This window comes from uncultured Abyssibacter sp. (genome assembly GCF_964000955.1).
Classification (GTDB): domain Bacteria; phylum Pseudomonadota; class Gammaproteobacteria; order Nevskiales; family OUC007; genus Abyssibacter.
This window is the reverse complement of sequence record NZ_CAXFCL010000047.1, coordinates 1-17,668: the sequence shown is the minus strand read 5'-3', so window position 1 is coordinate 17,668 and position 17,668 is coordinate 1. Positions and strand designations below refer to the sequence as shown.

17 protein-coding genes are annotated in these 17,668 nt (G+C 64.1%); 9 read left to right on the top strand and 8 right to left on the bottom strand.

The window, feature by feature from the left end:
* Together ABNS06_RS02045 and ABNS06_RS02040 are read left to right on the top strand one after the other, a co-directional pair.
* The coding region (locus ABNS06_RS02045) for a S8 family serine peptidase (RefSeq protein WP_348672299.1) at positions 1-269 on the top strand (269 nt) is incomplete at its 5' end.
* Between the two features lie 191 nt (positions 270-460).
* On the top strand, positions 461-1,345 hold the full coding sequence (locus ABNS06_RS02040) for a hypothetical protein (RefSeq protein WP_348672298.1): 885 nt from the start codon (positions 461-463) through the stop codon (positions 1,343-1,345).
* A 98-nt stretch (positions 1,346-1,443) separates the two neighbouring features.
* Here the strand turns inward: ABNS06_RS02040 and ABNS06_RS02035 are convergent, their stop codons facing one another.
* Positions 1,444-3,111 carry a sialidase family protein gene (locus tag ABNS06_RS02035; RefSeq protein WP_348672297.1) on the bottom strand — a complete coding sequence of 556 codons (1,668 nt, stop codon included), beginning with the start codon at positions 3,109-3,111 and terminating at the stop codon, positions 1,444-1,446.
* A 186-nt stretch (positions 3,112-3,297) separates the two neighbouring features.
* Between ABNS06_RS02035 and ABNS06_RS02030 the strand changes: the two genes are divergently transcribed.
* On the top strand, positions 3,298-4,032 hold the full coding sequence (locus tag ABNS06_RS02030) for a crotonase/enoyl-CoA hydratase family protein (RefSeq protein ID WP_348672296.1): 735 nt from the start codon (positions 3,298-3,300) through the stop codon (positions 4,030-4,032).
* A gap of 53 nt (positions 4,033-4,085) precedes the next feature.
* Here ABNS06_RS02030 and ABNS06_RS02025 read toward each other — a convergent pair whose 3' ends face one another.
* The 3 genes from ABNS06_RS02025 to styC all read right to left on the bottom strand — a co-directional run bounded on the left by ABNS06_RS02025 (position 4,086) and on the right by styC (position 6,330).
* Positions 4,086-4,394 (bottom strand): DUF6122 family protein, encoded by a 309-nt coding sequence (locus ABNS06_RS02025; RefSeq protein ID WP_348672295.1) that lies wholly within the window; start codon positions 4,392-4,394, stop codon positions 4,086-4,088.
* Between the two features lie 74 nt (positions 4,395-4,468).
* A complete protein-coding gene (locus ABNS06_RS02020) occupies positions 4,469-5,845 on the bottom strand; it encodes a hypothetical protein (RefSeq protein ID WP_348672294.1) in 1,377 nt (458 codons plus the stop codon).
* On the bottom strand, positions 5,842-6,330 hold the full coding sequence (gene styC / locus ABNS06_RS02015; RefSeq protein WP_348672293.1) for a styrene-oxide isomerase StyC: 489 nt from the start codon (positions 6,328-6,330) through the stop codon (positions 5,842-5,844). The genes ABNS06_RS02020 and styC overlap by 4 nt, the downstream gene beginning before the upstream one ends.
* 229 nt (positions 6,331-6,559) lie before the next feature.
* On the opposite strand from styC, the gene ABNS06_RS02010 reads away from it, so the two are divergent.
* Together ABNS06_RS02010 and ABNS06_RS02005 are read left to right on the top strand one after the other, a co-directional pair.
* Positions 6,560-8,293: a hypothetical protein gene (locus tag ABNS06_RS02010; protein WP_348672292.1), complete on the top strand. Its 1,734-nt coding sequence runs from the start codon at positions 6,560-6,562 to the stop codon at positions 8,291-8,293.
* Between the two features lie 292 nt (positions 8,294-8,585).
* On the top strand, positions 8,586-10,220 hold the full coding sequence (locus tag ABNS06_RS02005; RefSeq protein WP_348672291.1) for a glycerophosphodiester phosphodiesterase family protein: 1,635 nt from the start codon (positions 8,586-8,588) through the stop codon (positions 10,218-10,220).
* A gap of 10 nt (positions 10,221-10,230) precedes the next feature.
* Here ABNS06_RS02005 and ABNS06_RS02000 read toward each other — a convergent pair whose 3' ends face one another.
* Both ABNS06_RS02000 and ABNS06_RS01995 read right to left on the bottom strand, forming a co-directional pair.
* Positions 10,231-11,268: a sensor domain-containing diguanylate cyclase gene (locus tag ABNS06_RS02000; RefSeq protein WP_348672290.1), complete on the bottom strand. Its 1,038-nt coding sequence runs from the start codon at positions 11,266-11,268 to the stop codon at positions 10,231-10,233.
* Between the two features lie 274 nt (positions 11,269-11,542).
* Complete coding sequence (locus ABNS06_RS01995) at positions 11,543-12,388, bottom strand: methyltransferase domain-containing protein (RefSeq protein WP_348672289.1); 846 nt, start codon at positions 12,386-12,388, stop codon at positions 11,543-11,545.
* Positions 12,389-12,458: 70 nt separating this feature from the next.
* On the opposite strand from ABNS06_RS01995, the gene ABNS06_RS01990 reads away from it, so the two are divergent.
* Positions 12,459-12,890 carry a helix-turn-helix domain-containing protein gene (locus ABNS06_RS01990; protein ID WP_348672288.1) on the top strand — a complete coding sequence of 144 codons (432 nt, stop codon included), beginning with the start codon at positions 12,459-12,461 and terminating at the stop codon, positions 12,888-12,890.
* Here ABNS06_RS01990 and ABNS06_RS01985 read toward each other — a convergent pair.
* Positions 12,887-13,978 (bottom strand): metallophosphoesterase, encoded by a 1,092-nt coding sequence (locus ABNS06_RS01985; protein ID WP_348672287.1) that lies wholly within the window; start codon positions 13,976-13,978, stop codon positions 12,887-12,889. The two genes, ABNS06_RS01990 and ABNS06_RS01985, sit on opposite strands and share 4 nt — an antisense overlap.
* 177 nt (positions 13,979-14,155) lie before the next feature.
* On the opposite strand from ABNS06_RS01985, the gene ABNS06_RS01980 reads away from it, so the two are divergent.
* Positions 14,156-15,067: a phosphatidylinositol-specific phospholipase C/glycerophosphodiester phosphodiesterase family protein gene (locus tag ABNS06_RS01980; RefSeq protein ID WP_348672286.1), complete on the top strand. Its 912-nt coding sequence runs from the start codon at positions 14,156-14,158 to the stop codon at positions 15,065-15,067.
* Positions 15,068-15,074: 7 nt separating this feature from the next.
* Here the strand turns inward: ABNS06_RS01980 and ABNS06_RS01975 are convergent, their stop codons facing one another.
* Positions 15,075-15,206: a hypothetical protein gene (locus tag ABNS06_RS01975; protein WP_348672285.1), complete on the bottom strand. Its 132-nt coding sequence runs from the start codon at positions 15,204-15,206 to the stop codon at positions 15,075-15,077.
* 12 nt (positions 15,207-15,218) lie between these two features.
* Between ABNS06_RS01975 and ABNS06_RS01970 the strand changes: the two genes are divergently transcribed.
* Positions 15,219-17,153, top strand: a complete 1,935-nt coding sequence (locus ABNS06_RS01970; protein WP_348672284.1) for an alpha/beta fold hydrolase — start codon at positions 15,219-15,221, stop codon at positions 17,151-17,153.
* An 83-nt stretch (positions 17,154-17,236) separates the two neighbouring features.
* Positions 17,237-17,668 (top strand): SLC13 family permease (locus tag ABNS06_RS01965; RefSeq protein WP_348672283.1); only part of this gene is annotated, 432 nt, incomplete at its 3' end.

Genomic DNA, 17,668 nt, shown 5'->3' with positions numbered 1-17,668 from the left:
TCGACATCTTCGCGCCGGGCACCGATGTCGTCTCCGCCAGCTACAGCAGCAACACGGGGACCTCGACCTTGAGCGGGACCTCGATGGCGACTCCGCATGTGGCGGGCGGTGCCGCGCTGATCCTGGGCGAGACGCCCTCACTGTCGCCGGCGGCGCTGGCATCGGCGCTGGTCAGCAACGCGACCTCGGGCGAGATCGCCCTGAGCCCCGCCACCGCGGGCTCCCCCAACCTGCTGCTGAACGTCTTGCCCGAAGGGGCCAAGCAGTAACACGCATCGGAACACTCCGGTCCGTTCGAAAACGCCACCGTCACGGTGGCGTTTTCGTCTTCATGGCCGGGCGTCGGAGGTTGCGCCCCAGTCAACGTGGCCGACTTTGTCAGCAAACCATGTCCGGTTTGACCACGGAAATACGCATACATAAAAAGGAGCGGGGAATATCCATTTCGAGAGGACATTTCATGAAACAATGGCTTTGCATCGCACCACTCGCCATCACGTTGACCGCCTGCGGCGGCGACAGCGGCGGTTCCGGATCAACCGGCGACAATGACGACCCGGGCGTCGTCACGAGTCCGACGCAACCGGCCAATCTGAGCAGTCCGGATGCAGCCGCCGCGTTCGTATTGGCGTTCACGTCGTTCTCCGACAGCGCCGAATCGCCGGTTCAACAGAAGGCCGTCACGACCGAGGACTGCCCCACCAGCGGAACGCAGTCCTATGACGACGAAACCGGAGTGACCGTCTTTGATGAATGCACCGCATCGTTCAACGGCACGACCATCATCGTTGACGGTCAGCAGCGGGCAGTCTGCACCGCCGACGACTCTCCGGATGTCAGCAACTGTGATGACGTGACGAACACCTTCGGCGACGGTTCGGCACCACTGAGCACCAGCACCGCGACCGCGGAAAGCGAACAGCTGATCGAGTTCCTGGGAACGGGGCGGTTTGTCGATGCCGAAACCTCGTCGACATCAACCCTGAACCTGCAACTGTCGCTGGATCAGATCCGCCCCGAAGCACCGGAACTGATCATGATCACCGACGACCTCGTGGTCTTCGATGAATTCGATGCCGGCGTCGATGAAACCTCGATCAACGGCGGGTTTGGCACCAATGCAATCACCAGCTGCGGCGGCGGCTTCGTCACCTTCGAAACCATCAGCCCGATCACGACCACGGAGAGCAGCGACAACCCGGTGTCGGGCGAACTCAACCTGACGAGCGACAACGGCACATCCGCCAACCTGGTGTTCAACAGCGACGGCAGCGTGACCATCACCGTCGACGGTGACAGCCAGACCTACACCGAGGACGATCTGAACACCATCTGTTCGGGCTGATCCGGATCAGGTTGGAATGGCCCCGGCCGGCAACGTGGCCGGGGCCTATCATGTGAAACGACCAAACCGCGACGGTCTCAGCGCCGCTGGTCTCGCACTCAGTCAGTCGATGACTCGTCCGGGAAGAACTCAGGAAAATCCTCCGTCGTTGGCGCCTCACCAAACTCATGCGCCCATTGTCGTCCGCCGTCCCGGCTACCGAGAATGCGTCCGTCTCTGCACACGGCAAGTAGGAATTCATCCGTTGACGATTCGTGACTCAGTCGTCCGCACCTCTTGGGGACGCTGCCGATCGTTGACCAGGATTTCCCGGCATCGGAAGACACGAGCACCGACACCGCATCCAACTCCGTCCAGCCCGTGCTCAACTTGAACTTTGAGCTTGCCCCGGTTTTCAGCAACCGGCCATCGCCAAAAACAAACGGCATTCCGTTAGCGGTGGAAAACGTACCCTCTCCGATCTCCACCTCTTTCCAGGTCTTGCCGCCATCCACGCTGTACTGCGGGTTCTTTTCTCCACTCCAGGAGCTGTATTCACGCCCGACTAAAATTCCGTTTCCCTGAACGACCAAGCGTGAAAACTCTATCGCCGGCTTACGGGTGATCTCTCCAGTCATGGCGTCGTATCCGATGAGTTGCTTGTCCATCCAGATATCCAGTCGATCGCCCTTTTGCACAACGTAGGGGAAAGACACCGTATAGAACCGATAAACCTCCGCAAGCCATCCAGGCTTCTGCTTGGCGAACGACGCGACCTGACTCCAATTTTCACCACTGGCACTCCGCATCAGCACGAAGGCGTCTGAAACTTCCGCCAAGGCAAATAGGTCACCCGTATCAAACTGACCCAATTCGGTAATGTTCGCGTCCCGCAACGGGAACGAGAGCACGTCCCAGATTTCTTGACCGTCGTGAGAACGAAACAAGGCGCCCCGCTCACCACCGACGATCACTGAACCATCCGCAAGGCGAGCCGCAGTCGTGAGCTGATATGGCGTATCGATCGAGATACGGCTCCAGGCTCCGCTGCTATCACGCCTGTATGCCTGTCCCAAACGACCCAGCATCCAGAAGGAACCGTCAGATTCCGGTTCCACCATCGTCGCCAATGCGAATTTCCGGACCCGTCCGCTCACTTTTTCACGAAGCGGACCGAGATCATCCTCGGACCACCCTATTGCCTCGGCGCTCAGCAAATCAGCGTATTCCGACGGAAACTGCATACGCACGAGATCCATCAGCTCAGCCGACGAAGGAATTCGCGACACCAGGTAGGAAACGCTCTGATTTTGTTGGGTGGCTTCCTCGAATGGCTGAAAGACCAGCGTCCCCAGATTGGTAAACCTGTGCGCTTCAACGTTAAAGCGTCCAACGATCGGGGGAACCCGGGCCGTCATCGTATGAGTGGAATTACTAAGTCGACGAACAGCGTATAAACCAGCGATTGCATACTCCCCCGGCGCCAACGCCCCGACGAAAGCACGAGTGGAAACAAAACCGCTGCCTGTTGACGGGATGGTTAGGAGTTCTCCATCCGAAAGACGCAATACAACCACCTCATCCCATTGAGAAATCGTATTACTGAGTCGGGTTGCATTGGACACAACCTGAATCGCCACCAACCCGGCGTCATCTGGAATTTCGGCATTTACATCCCCCAGTCCCGCCGAAGGCACGGTCGCGCAAGCGCTAAGGAAAATTACCGGTACAAGCGCGCCCAAACGCAAGATGACCGGCGATCTTTGTACAACACGTAGAAAATCCATATGCATCACTTTGGGAAATATCAGTTAGACATCGAGAGCTTATACGGCGCGACACCGGCCCCATCAAACCGGAACGGCTGACTGCTAGGACTTTAACTCCTACCCAGGCCTTCGATTCGAAAATTCAGACAATGATGAAGACACGCTAGGCGATATGATGCACCGCCAACTCAACCCGCTGATCTGATGTCCGAATCAACCGTGAGTTACCGACTCGCAAGCCGCATCGCCACCATCACCATCGACGACGGCAAGCGCAACGCGCTGTCGCCCGCGGTATTCGAGGAGATTTACGCGGCCTTCGACCGCGCCGAATCCGATGAGGCCATGGTCATCCTGACCGGACGGGACGAGGTGTTTTCCGCCGGCTACGACCTCAAGGTGATGAAATCCGGAGGGCCGCAGACACTGCGCATGCTCCGGCTGGGCTACCTGCTGACCGCCCGGGTGCTGGAATACCCTTACCCGGTCATCGCGGCCTGCAACGGCCACTCGCTGGCGATGGGCGTGTTCCTGATGCTGTCCTGCGACACGGTGATCGGCACGCGGGGCGACTTCAAGATCTCCGCGAACGAGGTCGAGTTGGGCCTGACCATGCCCCGCGTCGGCGCCGCGATGCTGCAACACCGGCTGACGCCCGCCGCCTATCAGCGCGCGATCAACCTGTCGGAATACTTCGACGTGGACGCCGCGCTACAGGCCGGCTTTTTCGACACCCTGGTCGAACCCGCCGAGTTGATGCCACACGCCGAGGCCCTGGCCGCCAACTACGCCAGGCTGGACATGCGCGCTCACACCGCGACCAAGCGACGCTTCCGTGGCGATCTGATCAAGCACATCCGGCGCAGCGTCAAGCTGGATCTGGCCGACGCCATCCTGCTCGGCCTGCGGGGCGCGAAGCCCAAGTCGGACAAGGGATGAATCACGCGCGGTGGCCGACGCGATACGTCACGGCCCCCTGACGTTCCCTCGAATCACGGTAGTACGCAGTCCATTCCATCCAGCCCCATGTGGACCAGCAACCCGACGCCCACAATCCGCGTCATCGGCACAACCAGCAACACGCCGTAACCGATGATCGCCGGCCAGCGATGCAAGGGATGGAAGCCGATGCTGCACCGATTCGGATCAAAGATCGGGTCGGCCAGCAGATGGTCCAGATCGACCAGCATGGTCAGCACCATGATCAGCCAGGCCTGCTTCCAGCGATTCGGAAACAGCCAGCGCGCCAGCGCGCCGGGCAGCAGGACATGCAAGGGGATGTGAAGCAGCGCGAATGTCATCGGAGTACCGCAGGCTTGCGGAATGCAGCCGCCGCGGACCGGATGTTACCGAATCACGTCCGACCCGCGGTCCATCAGGCGGCCCGGTGCCCGGACTCAGCCGGCGCCAGGGGTTCGTCAGATCCACCCCGCGGCGGAACCAGCGCCGGAAGCCTTGCCTCCGCTCGTCGCACCCACCGCATGGCCTGGATGGCTGCTCGAAGGTAGGCCAGCGACCCGTCGTGCGACAGGATATTGAGCCGCGCGCGCCAGAGCCACCAACCCATCGCGGGCTGGGCCGCCAGCAGGTTCTTCATCGTCCGCACCATCAGCTCCGGCATGTCCGCGCTGTCGTTCGGATGCGGCACGACGGACCACAACGCGTTGCGTTCGGCATCCTCCATGGCCATCGACTCCATCCGGGCGATAACCGCGGCACTGAGCACCTGCTGGCACATGTACACCGACTGAAGCGTGATCCGCTCCGGCGCGAAGATCGGCTTGGGCGTCCGAGGAGTCAGGCCGTTGGCCGTGCAGTCGACGAACACGCTTCGCCCAGCAACCGGCAGGGTGCCGCCGTCGAGCAGGACCTGGTGTCGGCTGATGCGCTGGACCCGCCCGAGGCGCACCTGATCGGTAACGCGCCTGAGTTTCTCCAGCTCCGCCACGGACACGGTCGCGCAACGCCAGCGTCTCGGCTCCACATCCGATGACAGCCGGAGGAGACTGCCCTGCCGCTCCAGCCGACGGTACACCGAAGCGAGGTCATCCTCCTCGGCGATCGCGCGCACGAAGCTGAGCAGTTCCTCCCCCACCTGCCCGCGCTGCACATGGGCGCGATTCCACATCCAGATGTCCGCGGACAAGATCCATTGAATGCGATCGGGACGGACGCCGTGATCCAGCAGGAACAGCACCGAATCGATCCCCGTCTTGCCCGCGCCGATCACCACATAGCGATCCGACGACGATTGCATCCGGGCCAGCGCGTTCGGCGGCACCAGGGTCACGTCGTCGTCGACCGCGTAGCGCGGCGGATGCGTGGCCGGCACCTCGACCTTCATGTAACCGCCGTCGACCACGCGTCGCCGCACCGTCACGGCGATGCGCTTTCGGTCATCCAGTAGCGACACGATGTCGCCATCGGCGTCTACCTCGCACGTGAAATGCACGCTGACGCGTCCGGTGGCGAGCATCCTCGCGATCACGCGTTCGTAGTAGGCGAGAATCTCGGACCGCGAGGACAAATCCTCGCCGCCGCTGCCAAGGCGGGCTGAATTGACACCGTAGCCGATCGCGGGTTGATGCAATCGTACGAAGGGATAGGCATCGACCCAGTGCCCGCCCGGGGCCGACCTGCGCTCGACGATGGTGAGGTGCGCATCCCTGCTGGAAGCGAGCAGCTCATCGGCAAACGCCAGGCTCATCGCCCCGGCGCCGATGATCAGATAGTCCGTCTCGATGTGGTTCATGACGAACCGTCAGCGGTATCCCCCGAAAACGCGTGACGGGCAATGATGACCATGGCGATCATGCTCACGAACGCGAACACGAGCGCCGGCAGCAGTCCGATCACGCTCATCAGATCGCCCTCGCCGTGGCGGTTGTCGCCGAAGGTGAGCGCCCGGTTGGCGGAGAGCAGGCCACCCCAGTAGAAGATGGTGTTGGCGTAACCGGTACCGACCAGCATCCAGGCCAGATGCCGCCCGCTGCGCTCCGGCACGTGTAGCGCCTGGATCACCAACGCTCCGATCATGACCAGCAGGCCGTTGAGCAAGCCGCCTACATGGGTCCGTGCCCAGGCCCGCGAATCACCGGGCAACTCGAATTCGAGAATGCTGCCCGGCAACACCTCGAAGCCGCCGACCAGACTCATGGCGAGCCCGAACCCGGCCGCCAGTGCAAACAGCATCACGACCGCCCCGTGGCCGATCATGCGACGGACAATCCTTGTCATTGTGTCTCCTCCCCTGCGTGCGCAGGCCGCTCAGACTGCGCCATTCGGAGAACACCGTCAAAATCGCAGGGTTCGATCCGCGAACAATCATCAATGCCCCGCGCCGCAGTTCCACGATCGCGGATTTCCCGGCCCCGCGCAGAAACACGTAAGCTGCCGGACGCTGGGAGACCACCCGCGCATAGCGCAAAGCACGCGGGCATCAATACCAATAAGCGGGAGGGGAGACATGCCTGTACATCACACGGCCGTTCGTGCCGTACTGACCGCGGCGCTGATCGCATTGGCATCCTGCGCCGACGAGGGGACGCCGGCTTCGGACACGCCACCGGTGCAGACTCCGGATGAAACCCCGCCGGAATCCGCATCCACCGTGGAGAGCCGCTTTCCCGGCGTCCGCACCCTGCCGGACATCACCTGCCCCGAAGACTACGTGGGCACGACGGGGCTGGTGCAGTCGCCACCGGAACAACTGGATATCGGTGACTACGACGTGTTCGGCGGTGAGCTGGCGCCGGAAGACATCGCGGCCAGCCTGCCCCGCCGCATCTACCTGAAGGGGCAAACCGAAAACTACACCCGGGACTACTACTTCGCGATTCGCGAGGGAAACATCTACTTCAAGCCGAACCTCGAGCTGACTGGGGTCGACGAACCCTGGAAGATACTGAAACTGCCGCGTTGTCTGGAAGGCGAGGTTAGCGAGATATCCGCCGACGGCTACGTGTTGCTGGCGCTGAACGCAAACCGCGACATCTACACGCTGGACTACAACCGCCGCGACTACGGCATCAATCCATGGACACGTCGTTGGGGTCCGTTCTTCTGGACCGATCTCGGCGGCTATATCCCGGATGATGTTCACGATTGGGCGGCATCGGAACTGCATTCCGGCGTGGACGAATACTTCATCGACGGCGGAGGACGCCCGCAAAAGCCCTGGGGCATTCTGACCGTCTACCTGCTGCGAGGCGACGGCCGGCATATCACCTACCTCGATCCCTGGCTGCCCATGGACGAAAGTCGGGAAGTCTGCGGTCCGGAACGCGGCACCGTGTCGATCGCCGGGCTGGCGGGTAGCGGCTCGACAGTGATGGTGATCACCAATGACGGCGAGATTTACACGCGGCTCTACGAGTTCGATATCTCCGGCGCCAACACCTTTCTGCTGGACTATTCTTGGCAGGATCAGGACGACGTCGACGATCCGCTGATCCAGCTTCCCGCCCCGGGGTGGATTCACCACCCGCGCGTTCCGGGCTCCGTCACCGATCGGCTGAGCCTGCGCAAGCTGTCGCCAGGAACCGAACACCGGGTCATGCGCATCGAGGGCACGGACGCCAACGGCCAGACCGGCTACTGGGAAAAGGACCTCGCGGACCTCGGGAATGAGGTCTGGCGTTTCACCATCACCGGCGAGGACCTGCTCGGACGATCACTGCCGCTGGAGACAAACCCGATCTATCCGCCCGAGGACTTTCGTTACGAGGGCATGATCGACGGCATGCGGGCGACGGTCGACAGCTTCAACCCGTACTGTTCGCCCACCACACTGCGCATCGAATTTGCCGGTCAACCGCTGGAACTGGTGCTCCACAGCAGCGACGGTCTGCGTCAGGAACGCCGCGCCCGCGGGCTGGACCTTTACCCCCGCTACTACCGGGGGGCGGTGGAAATACCGGTCGACGTATTCGACAACATGGATGCCCTCCCGACCGAACAGCAGGACTTCCTGCGCCGACATTTCGGCGAACAGCGTTTCCTTGAGGGGCCACTGCTGGCGACCAGAACCTCACTGCAGATTCTCCAGGCATGCTGGAACCTGAGCCGACCGCTGGACGACCTGGGGTCCGTGATTACCCAGCCGCCCGTGCCGGATGCCGGTTCCCTGATCGCAGAAATCTTCGCCGAACAGGAACAGGGCCGCACGCCACCGCTTTGCCTGGGCCTGCCGGGGATGTAATCACCGGTCCATGGTTTGCGCAGGATATGAGATAGATGGAAGCACAGGGGGGGGCCTGCCCTGACCGGCCGCGCTTCTCGGCGCGCTGGCGACACATTCGCGGGAGTTCGTCCGCCGCGTGATTCACGCGGACGCGTGAGTCGCGTCCACGGTTTCGTCATGTCCGACGCATAAGCTCATCGCCAGTCCTTTCTGGCGCCCGCGCATGACTCCCCACCCCGTCGTCCTCTCGTTGGCAGCCGGCCTGCTGGCCGGCTGCCTCGGCCAATCACCGTCCGCCACACCCGGACCGGTGGATACACCCGAAACGCCATTGGAACCGGATGGCACCCTCATCATCGCCCACCGTGGCTATTCCGGTATCGCACCGGAGAACACCGACGTCGCCGTAGACCTCGGCGCCGCCAGCGGCGCGGAGTACGTGGAGATCGACGTGCAGATGGCCTCGGACGGCGGTCTCGTCGTGATGCATGACACGACCCTGTCGCGCACCACCAACGCGCCGCTGACCTATCCGGCGCGGGCGCCGTGGAACGTCGGCGACTTCACCCTGGATGAGATGCGCGGACTGGACGGTGGCACCTGGTACGGTTTTTCCGGCGATCCCGGGAATTTCAACTACGTCGGTGAACCGGTACCGGACCTGCGAACCATCCTCGACACCCTGCGCGACCGCGCCGGGCTGCTGCTGGAGGTCAAGAGTCCCGACCTTTATCCGGGCATCGAGGCGGCGATCGCGGCCGAGTTGGAATCCGCCGGCTGGGTGATGAACGGCCAGCCGATGCAGCCGCTGATCGTGCAGTCCTTCGACTGGGGCTCAATGGCGACCTACGCCGCACTGCATCCAGATGTGCCTATCGGCCTGCTCGGCAACCCTCCCTCCGAGGATGCGGTCTGGAATGACATCAGTCGTTACGCGGACGCCATCAACCCGAGCCATTCGAACGTGGATCAGGCGACGGTGGACGAGATTCACCGCCGCGGTTTCGAAGTCAGCGTCTACACGGTGAATGACACGACCCGCGCCGCCGAACTGATCGCGATGGGCGTGGACGGCATCATCACCGACCAGCCGGCCCGTCTGCTGCTGGAGCGCGACCGCGAGCTGTCGCCGTCCGGGGCATTCGAACTGGGAAACCCTGAGATCACCGAACTCAGCGGTCTGGCCCAAAGCACGCGAACACCTGGCGTGTTCTGGGCCCTGAACGATTCCGGAGACGCCGCCCGGGTGTTCGCCTTCGACCGACTCGGCCGTTCGCTGGGCGAGGCGGCGGTGCGCCCCGCATTCAACCTGGACTGGGAGGACATGGCCAGCTACGCCACCGACGACGGTCATTTCCTGCTGATGGCCGATGTCGGCGACAACGATGCGATCCGCCCCTTCGTGAATCTCTACATCGCGCCGGAACCGGAGCTGATGCCGGCCACCGGTTCACTGACCGTCAGCACGGAGCTCACGGTGGTCTACCCCGATGGAGCCCGCGACTGCGAAGGCGTGGCCGTGGACCCTGAGGAGCGGGCGGTTTACCTGCTGAGCAAGCGCGATCCGCTGCCACGACTCTACCGCGTGCCGCTGGACGCGACGCCGGTGCTACCGACGACGGCGGAATACCTGGGCGAGATCACCAGCCTGCCCTTGCCGAACACCGGTCAGCTCGAACCGGCGGGCAGCATCACCAACGTGTCACCCACCGGGTTTTCGATCAGCGTCGATGGACGCCACGCGCTGATCGTGACGCTGGAACACAGCTATCGCTACACCCGTCAGGCCGGCCAGACCTGGCTTGATGCGCTGAACACCACGCCCGAAATCGTTGACGTACCGGACTACGCCCAGATCGAATCCGGTGAATTCATCGGCTCCGGCCCCGCCTTCCTGATCGGCAGCGAAGGCAGCCCGGCACCCATGTTCGCCACATCGCCCTGAGTCGAGGCCTTCACCCTCGGTGAGACGACGAACCTTCACCAACCGCCCGCTCGGCATCGTCGCCCTGACCCGCCTTGCGCTGACGCTTCGCCCGGTACATGGCCTTGTCCGCCTCGCGCAGCAGCTTGTCGACGTCTGTCTCTCCGGGGTTCGCCCTGGCGACACCGATACTGGCGCCGGGATAGACGAAACTGACGTCCCCGTGTGAGAACGGCCCCGTCATCGCCTCCTCCAGGCGCTCCGTCAACCGCGCCGGGTCGGCATCGATCGCCAGCACCACGAATTCGTCGCCTCCAGACCGCGAAACATGATCCCGGGCGCGCACCGCACCGATCAGTCGTCGGGAGATATGGATGAGAAAGGCATCGCCGACGTGGTGGCCGAACTCGTCATTGACCTGCTTGAAGTCGTCCAGATCCACGAACGCGGCGACCACGGGAAGATTCTCGCGCGCGGCATGCTTCATCATGCGACGCAGTTCCTGCAACATGCCGCGCCGATTGGCCAGACCCGTGAGCGGATCCGCGGTGACATGGCTCGACAGCTCCTGAACCACGGCCGAAAGACGGCGAACCGCGATCTCCCGCTCGACTTGCTCGCCGATGATCTTGGCGAACTTCGCCAGCACGTTGACCACGCAGTCGTCCATTGGAACGTTGCGGTCACTGGCTGCGCATAGCGTCCCGAACACGCTGCCGTCCGTACGCAGCACGGGCTGGCTCAAATAGGTGCGGATGCCCAGTTCGCTGGCCGCCTGCGAATCAGACCAGCACGCGGTCACGTCGTCCGTGAACGGGCGCTCTTCCTCCAGCGCCCGCTTGCAAAGCGTGTCACCCCACGGCACTTCCAAACCTTCGGGAATCGTGAGGGTTCTCGAATTCCGGGAGAACAGAATGATCTGGGTGTCGGCGGCGAGGTTGATCTTCGTCAGGTAGGTCGACTCGAGCCCGGTGAACTTTTCCAGCAGCTCCAGCGTCGGCCGTGTGATCCCCTCGAGATCATCGTCGACACTCACCGACTCAAGCAGTTGCTCCAGTACTTCTTCCATCGCTACCCCGATCATCCGATGGCGGCGAAGCTAGCACAGCGCTGAGTCCAGTGGGATCGGTCGAGCGCCGCCACCAAGCGGGACGGCGGTACAAACGACCACCGGTGCCTTACTGACGACACACGGCAACATTTCCCACCGGAATCAGGGACCCAGTGGCGAGACGCCGGCGGGTTTGGCGATCAATTAGTTGTCACTGCCAGAGCCGTTCCAGACGAGGCGTGGTTCGTCCGGCGCGCAGGAATCCTCGATGAAGATCGAATGGGCCGGCCGGTCAGCCACCGGGATTCCGGGCGCTGATCGACCAGCAGGCGGCCTCGAACCGCACGTCCTCCCGTTCGACAAACGGCTCAAAGGCCGGTCGGATGGCTTCGACCACCTGCCTCCGCCGGGCATCATCCACGCCCTGCAATGCCCGTCCCACCGGCCCCATGGTCGCCAGGTAGCGATCTAGCTCCTCCTCCGGAAACGAGCAGGAGGCATCCAGGGGATCGATCTCGATATCGGACCATCCGGCATCAACCAGCATGCGGCGGATGCCATCGGCATCGGCCAGGCCGAACTGTCCCGGTGCGCCGGGCACGCGCGGTGGCAGCTCGGGCAGCATTGATACGGCTGCGCGCTCGGCCGCGGTCATGAACGGGTTTTCATCCGGATGGCGCCAGGTCACCGCCTGCAGCCGCGCGCCGGGACGGGCCGAGCGCCGCAGATTGCCAAACGCGGCCACGAAATCACTGAAGAACATCACGCCGAAGCGCGACATCACAACGTCCGCGAGATCGGATTCAAATGGATGGCTCTGCGCACAGGCATGGACGAAATCGGCGGCGACCCCGGCATTCAGCGCACGCCGTCGCGCCGCCCTGACCATGGCCTCGGACACATCCACGCCCACGCAGCGGCCGTCCTCAGCCAGCGCGGTGGCAACCGCCACCGTCGTCCCGCCGGTGCCGCAGCCAACATCCAGCACATGCCCGGGCGAGTGGTCCAGCACCCTGGTGACAACATGCTCCCCAATGGGGCGGAGCATCTGATCCAGTAGCGCCTGCGATTCGACCCAGACCTGTCCCGCGCTGCCGTTCCAGAGTTCGCGTTGCTCGTTTCGTGAAGGGTTCGACATGGCTTCGTCCCGTTGCATCACCATTTGGAGATGGGCACTCTGCCACTTCAAGTCAACTTGAAGTCAAGTCATGACCGATCTGGACATCTCGGAGGTGGCCCGGCACACCGGCATCGCCGCATCGACACTGCGCTACTACGAGGAGAGAGGCCTGATCCGTTCGGTAGGCCGGCGCGGACTGCGGCGCCAGTTCGACTCGTCGGTGCTGGAACGACTCGCATTGATCACGCTGGGTCAGACCGCCGGTTTCTCGCTGGAGGAAATCGCGGCCATGTTCAACGCGGACGGCACCCCGGACATCGATCGCGACATGCTCAGGACCAAGGCCGACGACATCGACACGACCATCCGGCGCCTCACGGCCATGCGCGACGGCCTGCGTCACGCCGCGGCCTGCTCGGCGCCCAGCCACATGGAATGCCCGAAGTTCCGCCGCATCCTGCGCATCGCGGGACTGGGTGGATTCAGCCAGCACCGCGGGCAGCGGCCACGCCCGGCCTAACGCCCCGCATCCTCCGACCGCATGGCGGACGCCTGCCGCAGACGAGCACGCAGCCGCTGCCAGGCCGCCGGCCCGTCGACCGGGACGCTCCCGGGGGCTTGATCACGTATCTGCGCCCAGCGACGCGTCAGCGGAAACGGAATACGCCGGATTGGCTCACCAAACGGCGGGACCAGCCCGGGCGCGGTCGGATCGTCGGCGTCCAGCGGATCCTGCACCCAGGGAGACAGCGCCAGGGTCTCGATGGCCTCGTCGTCGAAATCCAGGCGCCACAGTTGCAGATAACCACCGCCACCGTGATCGAGGTGCTGGTAGTCGATGACCGCAAGCAGCACGGGATGTCCCGCCGCGTTGGGCTCGATTCGCCAGGCATCACCCGCGTAGTGGCCGTTGAGCACCATGAGAATCTGGTCGTGATGCCGGAGAAACGCCTGCCACAACGGCCCGGCCAGCGAACCGATGGTCGGCTCCTCCTCCCCCGGGACGAGCAGGGCATGTGTAATCACGATGGTTGGCGTGGACGGATGCGCCGCGAGCAATGACTCCGCCCAGGCCAGCGTCTCCGCGCCGGGCCTCCAGCCCAGCGCCAGCACCAGAACGGTTTCCCCATTGCGTGCGACACGGTATGCCTCGCTGAACCCGAACGGCCCGCGCGCGACGAACCCGGCCTGCTGCGCGGCGCGGTCCGGGGAGAACCTCTCCGGATAGGGTTCACTTGGATGGTCACGCCAGCGGTCGATTTCGTCCGGATCGAGCACATCGTGGTTCCCGGGGGCGATGGCGTAGGAAAGGCCGGCATCCTCCAGGGTGCGCATCGCGGACGAGGCCGTCCGCCACTGGTCCGCGTGCTCGGGTCGCTGCACCACATCGCCCAGATGCAGCACGAACGGCGCCCCCAGCTCCTGGCCGTGCTCGCCCAACCAGCGCGTTTGCGCCGCGAAGATGTCCGGATGCGACCGCGCATAGAGCTGGGTGTCGGGCAGGATCGCGAAGATCCAGGAATCATCCGTCGCGGGCCGAGGCGTCGTGGCGCAGGCCTGTAGTAGCCACACCACGGCGGCGACCCACCACCAAGCACGTATCCGCACCATCAACTCCCACAGCAAACCGGTCGCGACGGGCCATCCGGTTCACCCGGCCCGCGCTGGCTCAGGTTAGGCCGACATACTTTGCGAAGCGATGACGGCGCTCCGTCATCTGGCCTGCCATGTCCATGCAACGTCGGGTCGCTAGCCTGCGCGGCTTCCCGTGTCGCTCCGATCCCCATGTCCATCATGCCCCCTGTCCGACTTGCCGCCCTGCTGCTTGCACTCGTCGTCGCGGCCTGCGGCAGCAGTCTGCTGCCTGCCGGTGACGGCGATGCAGGCGACGGGCTCACCCCGCCGGTCACCGATGCTCCACTGAACCAGGCCCACGCCCACAACGACTACGAGCACGCCCGCCCGCTGTTCGACGCGCTGGACCACGGTTTCATGAGCACCGAGGCGGATGTCTACGCGTCTCCGATCGCGATTCCCGGCGTGACCGATGCGCTGTACGTGGCCCACGACCCGCAGGACATCAACCCGGCGCGGACACTCCGCGCGCTCTACCTCGATCCGATGTACGCCCTGTTCTCCGACACCGGGGTGATCCAGCCGGGTCAGACGCAGCCGTTCCAGTTGCTGATCGATTTCAAGACCGCCGCGGAATCGACCTGGTCGAGACTGGAAGAAACACTCGAGGACTACGCCGCCATGCTCACGGTGTACGAGGACGGTGTCGTCACGCCCGGCGCCGTCACCGTGGTGATCTCGGGGAACCGACCCGTGGACACGCTGGCCGCGGCCGGACGCCGCCTGGCCTTCATCGACGGCAGGTTGTCGGATCTGGAGAACGCGCCGCCCGTCGAGCTGTATCCGCTGATCTCGGACAACTGGACATCACACTTCAGCTGGAACGGCGAGGGCGACATGCCGGCCGACGAGTCCCAGCAGCTGGACGCGATCATGACGCAAGCCGGGGCGATCGGTTACCGCATCCGCTTCTGGGCAACACCCGATACCCCGGGCGATGCCCGCACCGCGCTCTGGACGCGGCTCGCCGACGCCGGCGTGCACCACCTGAACACCGATGATCTCGCTGGACTCGAAGCCTTCCTGCGCGCACGTCAGGGAACATTCGACCAGGAGTCGTAAATCCAGCCTAATTCGGCAGGCGACGCGCATCGCCCCCGCCCTTCTGGCGTGGTTGCTGCGTTTCCGTCCCGCGTTGCTGCCCCTCGCAGCGAAACGGAATCCCGGTATGCGGACGCTGCGCCCGATCCTGCTTTGTCATCTCTGTCTCGCAATGCTCGCCGCCTGTGGTGGCAGCGGAAACTCGGATCCCAACTCGCCTGTTCCCCCGGTTGTCGACATCAGCTGTGATGACCCCGCCGCCGCCGAGGTGATGCAGCTGAGCGTGACCAGCCCGATCCCGCAGGATCTGGATGAGTTGGTCGACCCGCTTCCGACCACCGAGATCTACGTGACCGCGATGCTGCCGGAGCGTTGCCCGGGCGAACGCTTTCCGCTGGTTCTTCAAAGTCATGGCTACGGCGGATCGCGGCGAACCGAAATGGCCGCCGACGGCACGCTCTACCCGCAGGATCCCGGGCTCACGGCGATCGACGAGATGACCACCGCCCTGCCGCATCACAACTACGTCGTCATCAGCGTGGATCAGCGCGGGCACGGTGAAAGCCAGCCTCAGAACGGCGGCGGCTACGTGCGCCTGAACAGCCCGACCGAGGAAATCGAGGACATCCGCCACATCCTCGACTGGGCCTACGACAACGCGCAGATGCTGCACATCCTCCAGGAAGACGGCACCGGCATCGACAAGGACCTTCGGGTCGGCACGCTCGGCTACAGCTACGGCGGCGCCATGCAGTTCGCACTCGCCGCCCGGGATCGCCGCGTCGACGCCATGGTGCCGATCGCCACATGGAACAACCTGCCGCACAGCCTGGCCGCCAACAACGCGATGAAACAGTCGTGGATTCAGACGCTGTGCCTGTTCGCGGTCATCCCGTCATCCGGCGCGGTGATCGGCGCCATCAACACACCAGCGATGCGGACGATGTGCAACAACGCGGCGATTCGCGACGTGACGGCATTCAACGTACGAACCCTGGATGATCTCGTCGCCCGCATCTCCGCGGACAACGCGCGCCCCAGACCGGTGACTCGCGAGGAGTTCTTCTCGCTGCTCCAGGCCAGCGGCACGCACCGCGTTCGTGCCAGTCAGCACAGCGGAGACGGCGCGGCGCTGCGGGCGGTGCCGACGCTCGTCATGCAAGGTAACCGCGATGGCCTGTTCAACATGACCGAGGGCTACCTGAACTGGCGCAGCTTCCGTCAGGCGGGGGCGGACGCCCGTCTGCTGACCATGGAAAGTGGTCACCTGACGCCGATCGCCGCGCAGATCGACGGCACCGGTAACTGCGGCGGCGTACAGGGCGTGTACGCCGTGCTCGCCTGGTACGAGCACTATCTCAAGGGTCGCGACGACGCCGATTTCGATGCATTGCCCACGGTCTGCATTTCGGTGCAGGCCAGTCCGAATGCGCCAGCCAGTCCCGAAGTCGGCGTGGCGCTGAACCAGATGCCGGTGGGCGTCCAACGTGGCGCCGGAGCCCTTGCGGTCACGGCGGAATCGGTGGAGGTCGATGTCCGACTGGCGCAGCTTGGTCCGCAATTCGTGCCGCTCGTCACCATCCCCGAAGACGGCTACGCGCTGGCCGGCATTCCGACCATCGGCAAGCTCAGCGTGGAACCCGGCTTCGGCGCCACCCACGAGGCGATTGCGCTGGTCGGCGTGGGCTTGCGACGCGATGGCCAGACCTACCTCATCGACGACCAGATCACCGGCTACGTCGAGGGCAGCTACACAACCGATGTGTATCTGGACGAAGGCGATCCGCTGATGCTGCCGGGCGTCGGTGAAATTCTGTCCGAGGGCGACGAGATCGGCCTGCTGTTCTACGAGCAGCAGGTGCAGTACTCCGTGGTGCTGTCGCTCACCTCACTGACGACGGTCCTCCCCTTCGGCGCGGTCAACTACATCGCCGGCCGGCCGTTTCCGAACATCACGAGCAACCTGCTGACGCCGGTCGTCGACGTGTTGAGCAACCCGAATCCCTACCGCGCGGTGCTCGAGGACGTGCAACTGCCCGTGTTCAAGCCCGGCGAGTTCGCCGGAAGCAAGTGGACCGAACCGGACCTTCTTCAACGCATGCGGTGACACCGGCCGGCGCTTGACGCAGGTCAAGCATCCGCCGTCAGTCATCGCGTAACGTAGCGGCCGAATCCCGATGCGGCCGCGACGTGAGCCCCTCGACACCTGCCGACCAGACATCGCCAATCTCGCTCTGGCCACTCGCGGCCGGGGTGATCGGGGCCCTCGTCGCCGCCATGCTGACCGTGAGCGCCGGCCTGTCCGCCTCCGCCGCCTGGACGGCCGGCGTGACCGCGCTCTGTGCCATCTGGTGGGCCACCGAGGCGATTCCGTTACCCGCGACCGCGCTCATTCCGATCGGCGTGTTTCCGCTGGTGGGCGTGCTCGATGCCGAAGCCGTGGCCTCCGCCTACGGCAGCCAGCTGATCCTGCTGTTCCTCGGCGGATTCCTGCTCTCCAAGGCGATGGAATGTTCCGGCGCGCATCGGCGCATCGCCCTGCAACTGGTGAACTGGGTGGGCGGCTCGCCGCGAAGGCTGGTGTTCGCGTTCCTGCTGGCCGCCGGCGCGCTGAGCATGTGG

Coding starts and splice junctions, on each gene's coding strand:
- ABNS06_RS02040 (WP_348672298.1), top strand. CDS start 461: ATGAAACAATGGCTTTGCATCGCACCACTCGCCATCACGTTGACCGCC.
- ABNS06_RS02035 (WP_348672297.1), bottom strand. CDS start 3,111: ATGGATTTTCTACGTGTTGTACAAAGATCGCCGGTCATCTTGCGTTTG.
- ABNS06_RS02030 (WP_348672296.1), top strand. CDS start 3,298: ATGTCCGAATCAACCGTGAGTTACCGACTCGCAAGCCGCATCGCCACC.
- ABNS06_RS02025 (WP_348672295.1), bottom strand. CDS start 4,394: ATGACATTCGCGCTGCTTCACATCCCCTTGCATGTCCTGCTGCCCGGC.
- ABNS06_RS02020 (WP_348672294.1), bottom strand. CDS start 5,845: ATGAACCACATCGAGACGGACTATCTGATCATCGGCGCCGGGGCGATG.
- styC (WP_348672293.1), bottom strand. CDS start 6,330: ATGACAAGGATTGTCCGTCGCATGATCGGCCACGGGGCGGTCGTGATG.
- ABNS06_RS02010 (WP_348672292.1), top strand. CDS start 6,560: ATGCCTGTACATCACACGGCCGTTCGTGCCGTACTGACCGCGGCGCTG.
- ABNS06_RS02000 (WP_348672290.1), bottom strand. CDS start 11,268: ATGGAAGAAGTACTGGAGCAACTGCTTGAGTCGGTGAGTGTCGACGAT.
- ABNS06_RS01995 (WP_348672289.1), bottom strand. CDS start 12,388: ATGTCGAACCCTTCACGAAACGAGCAACGCGAACTCTGGAACGGCAGC.
- ABNS06_RS01990 (WP_348672288.1), top strand. CDS start 12,459: ATGACCGATCTGGACATCTCGGAGGTGGCCCGGCACACCGGCATCGCC.
- ABNS06_RS01980 (WP_348672286.1), top strand. CDS start 14,156: ATGTCCATCATGCCCCCTGTCCGACTTGCCGCCCTGCTGCTTGCACTC.
- ABNS06_RS01975 (WP_348672285.1), bottom strand. CDS start 15,206: ATGACAAAGCAGGATCGGGCGCAGCGTCCGCATACCGGGATTCCGTTT.
- ABNS06_RS01970 (WP_348672284.1), top strand. CDS start 15,219: ATGCTCGCCGCCTGTGGTGGCAGCGGAAACTCGGATCCCAACTCGCCT.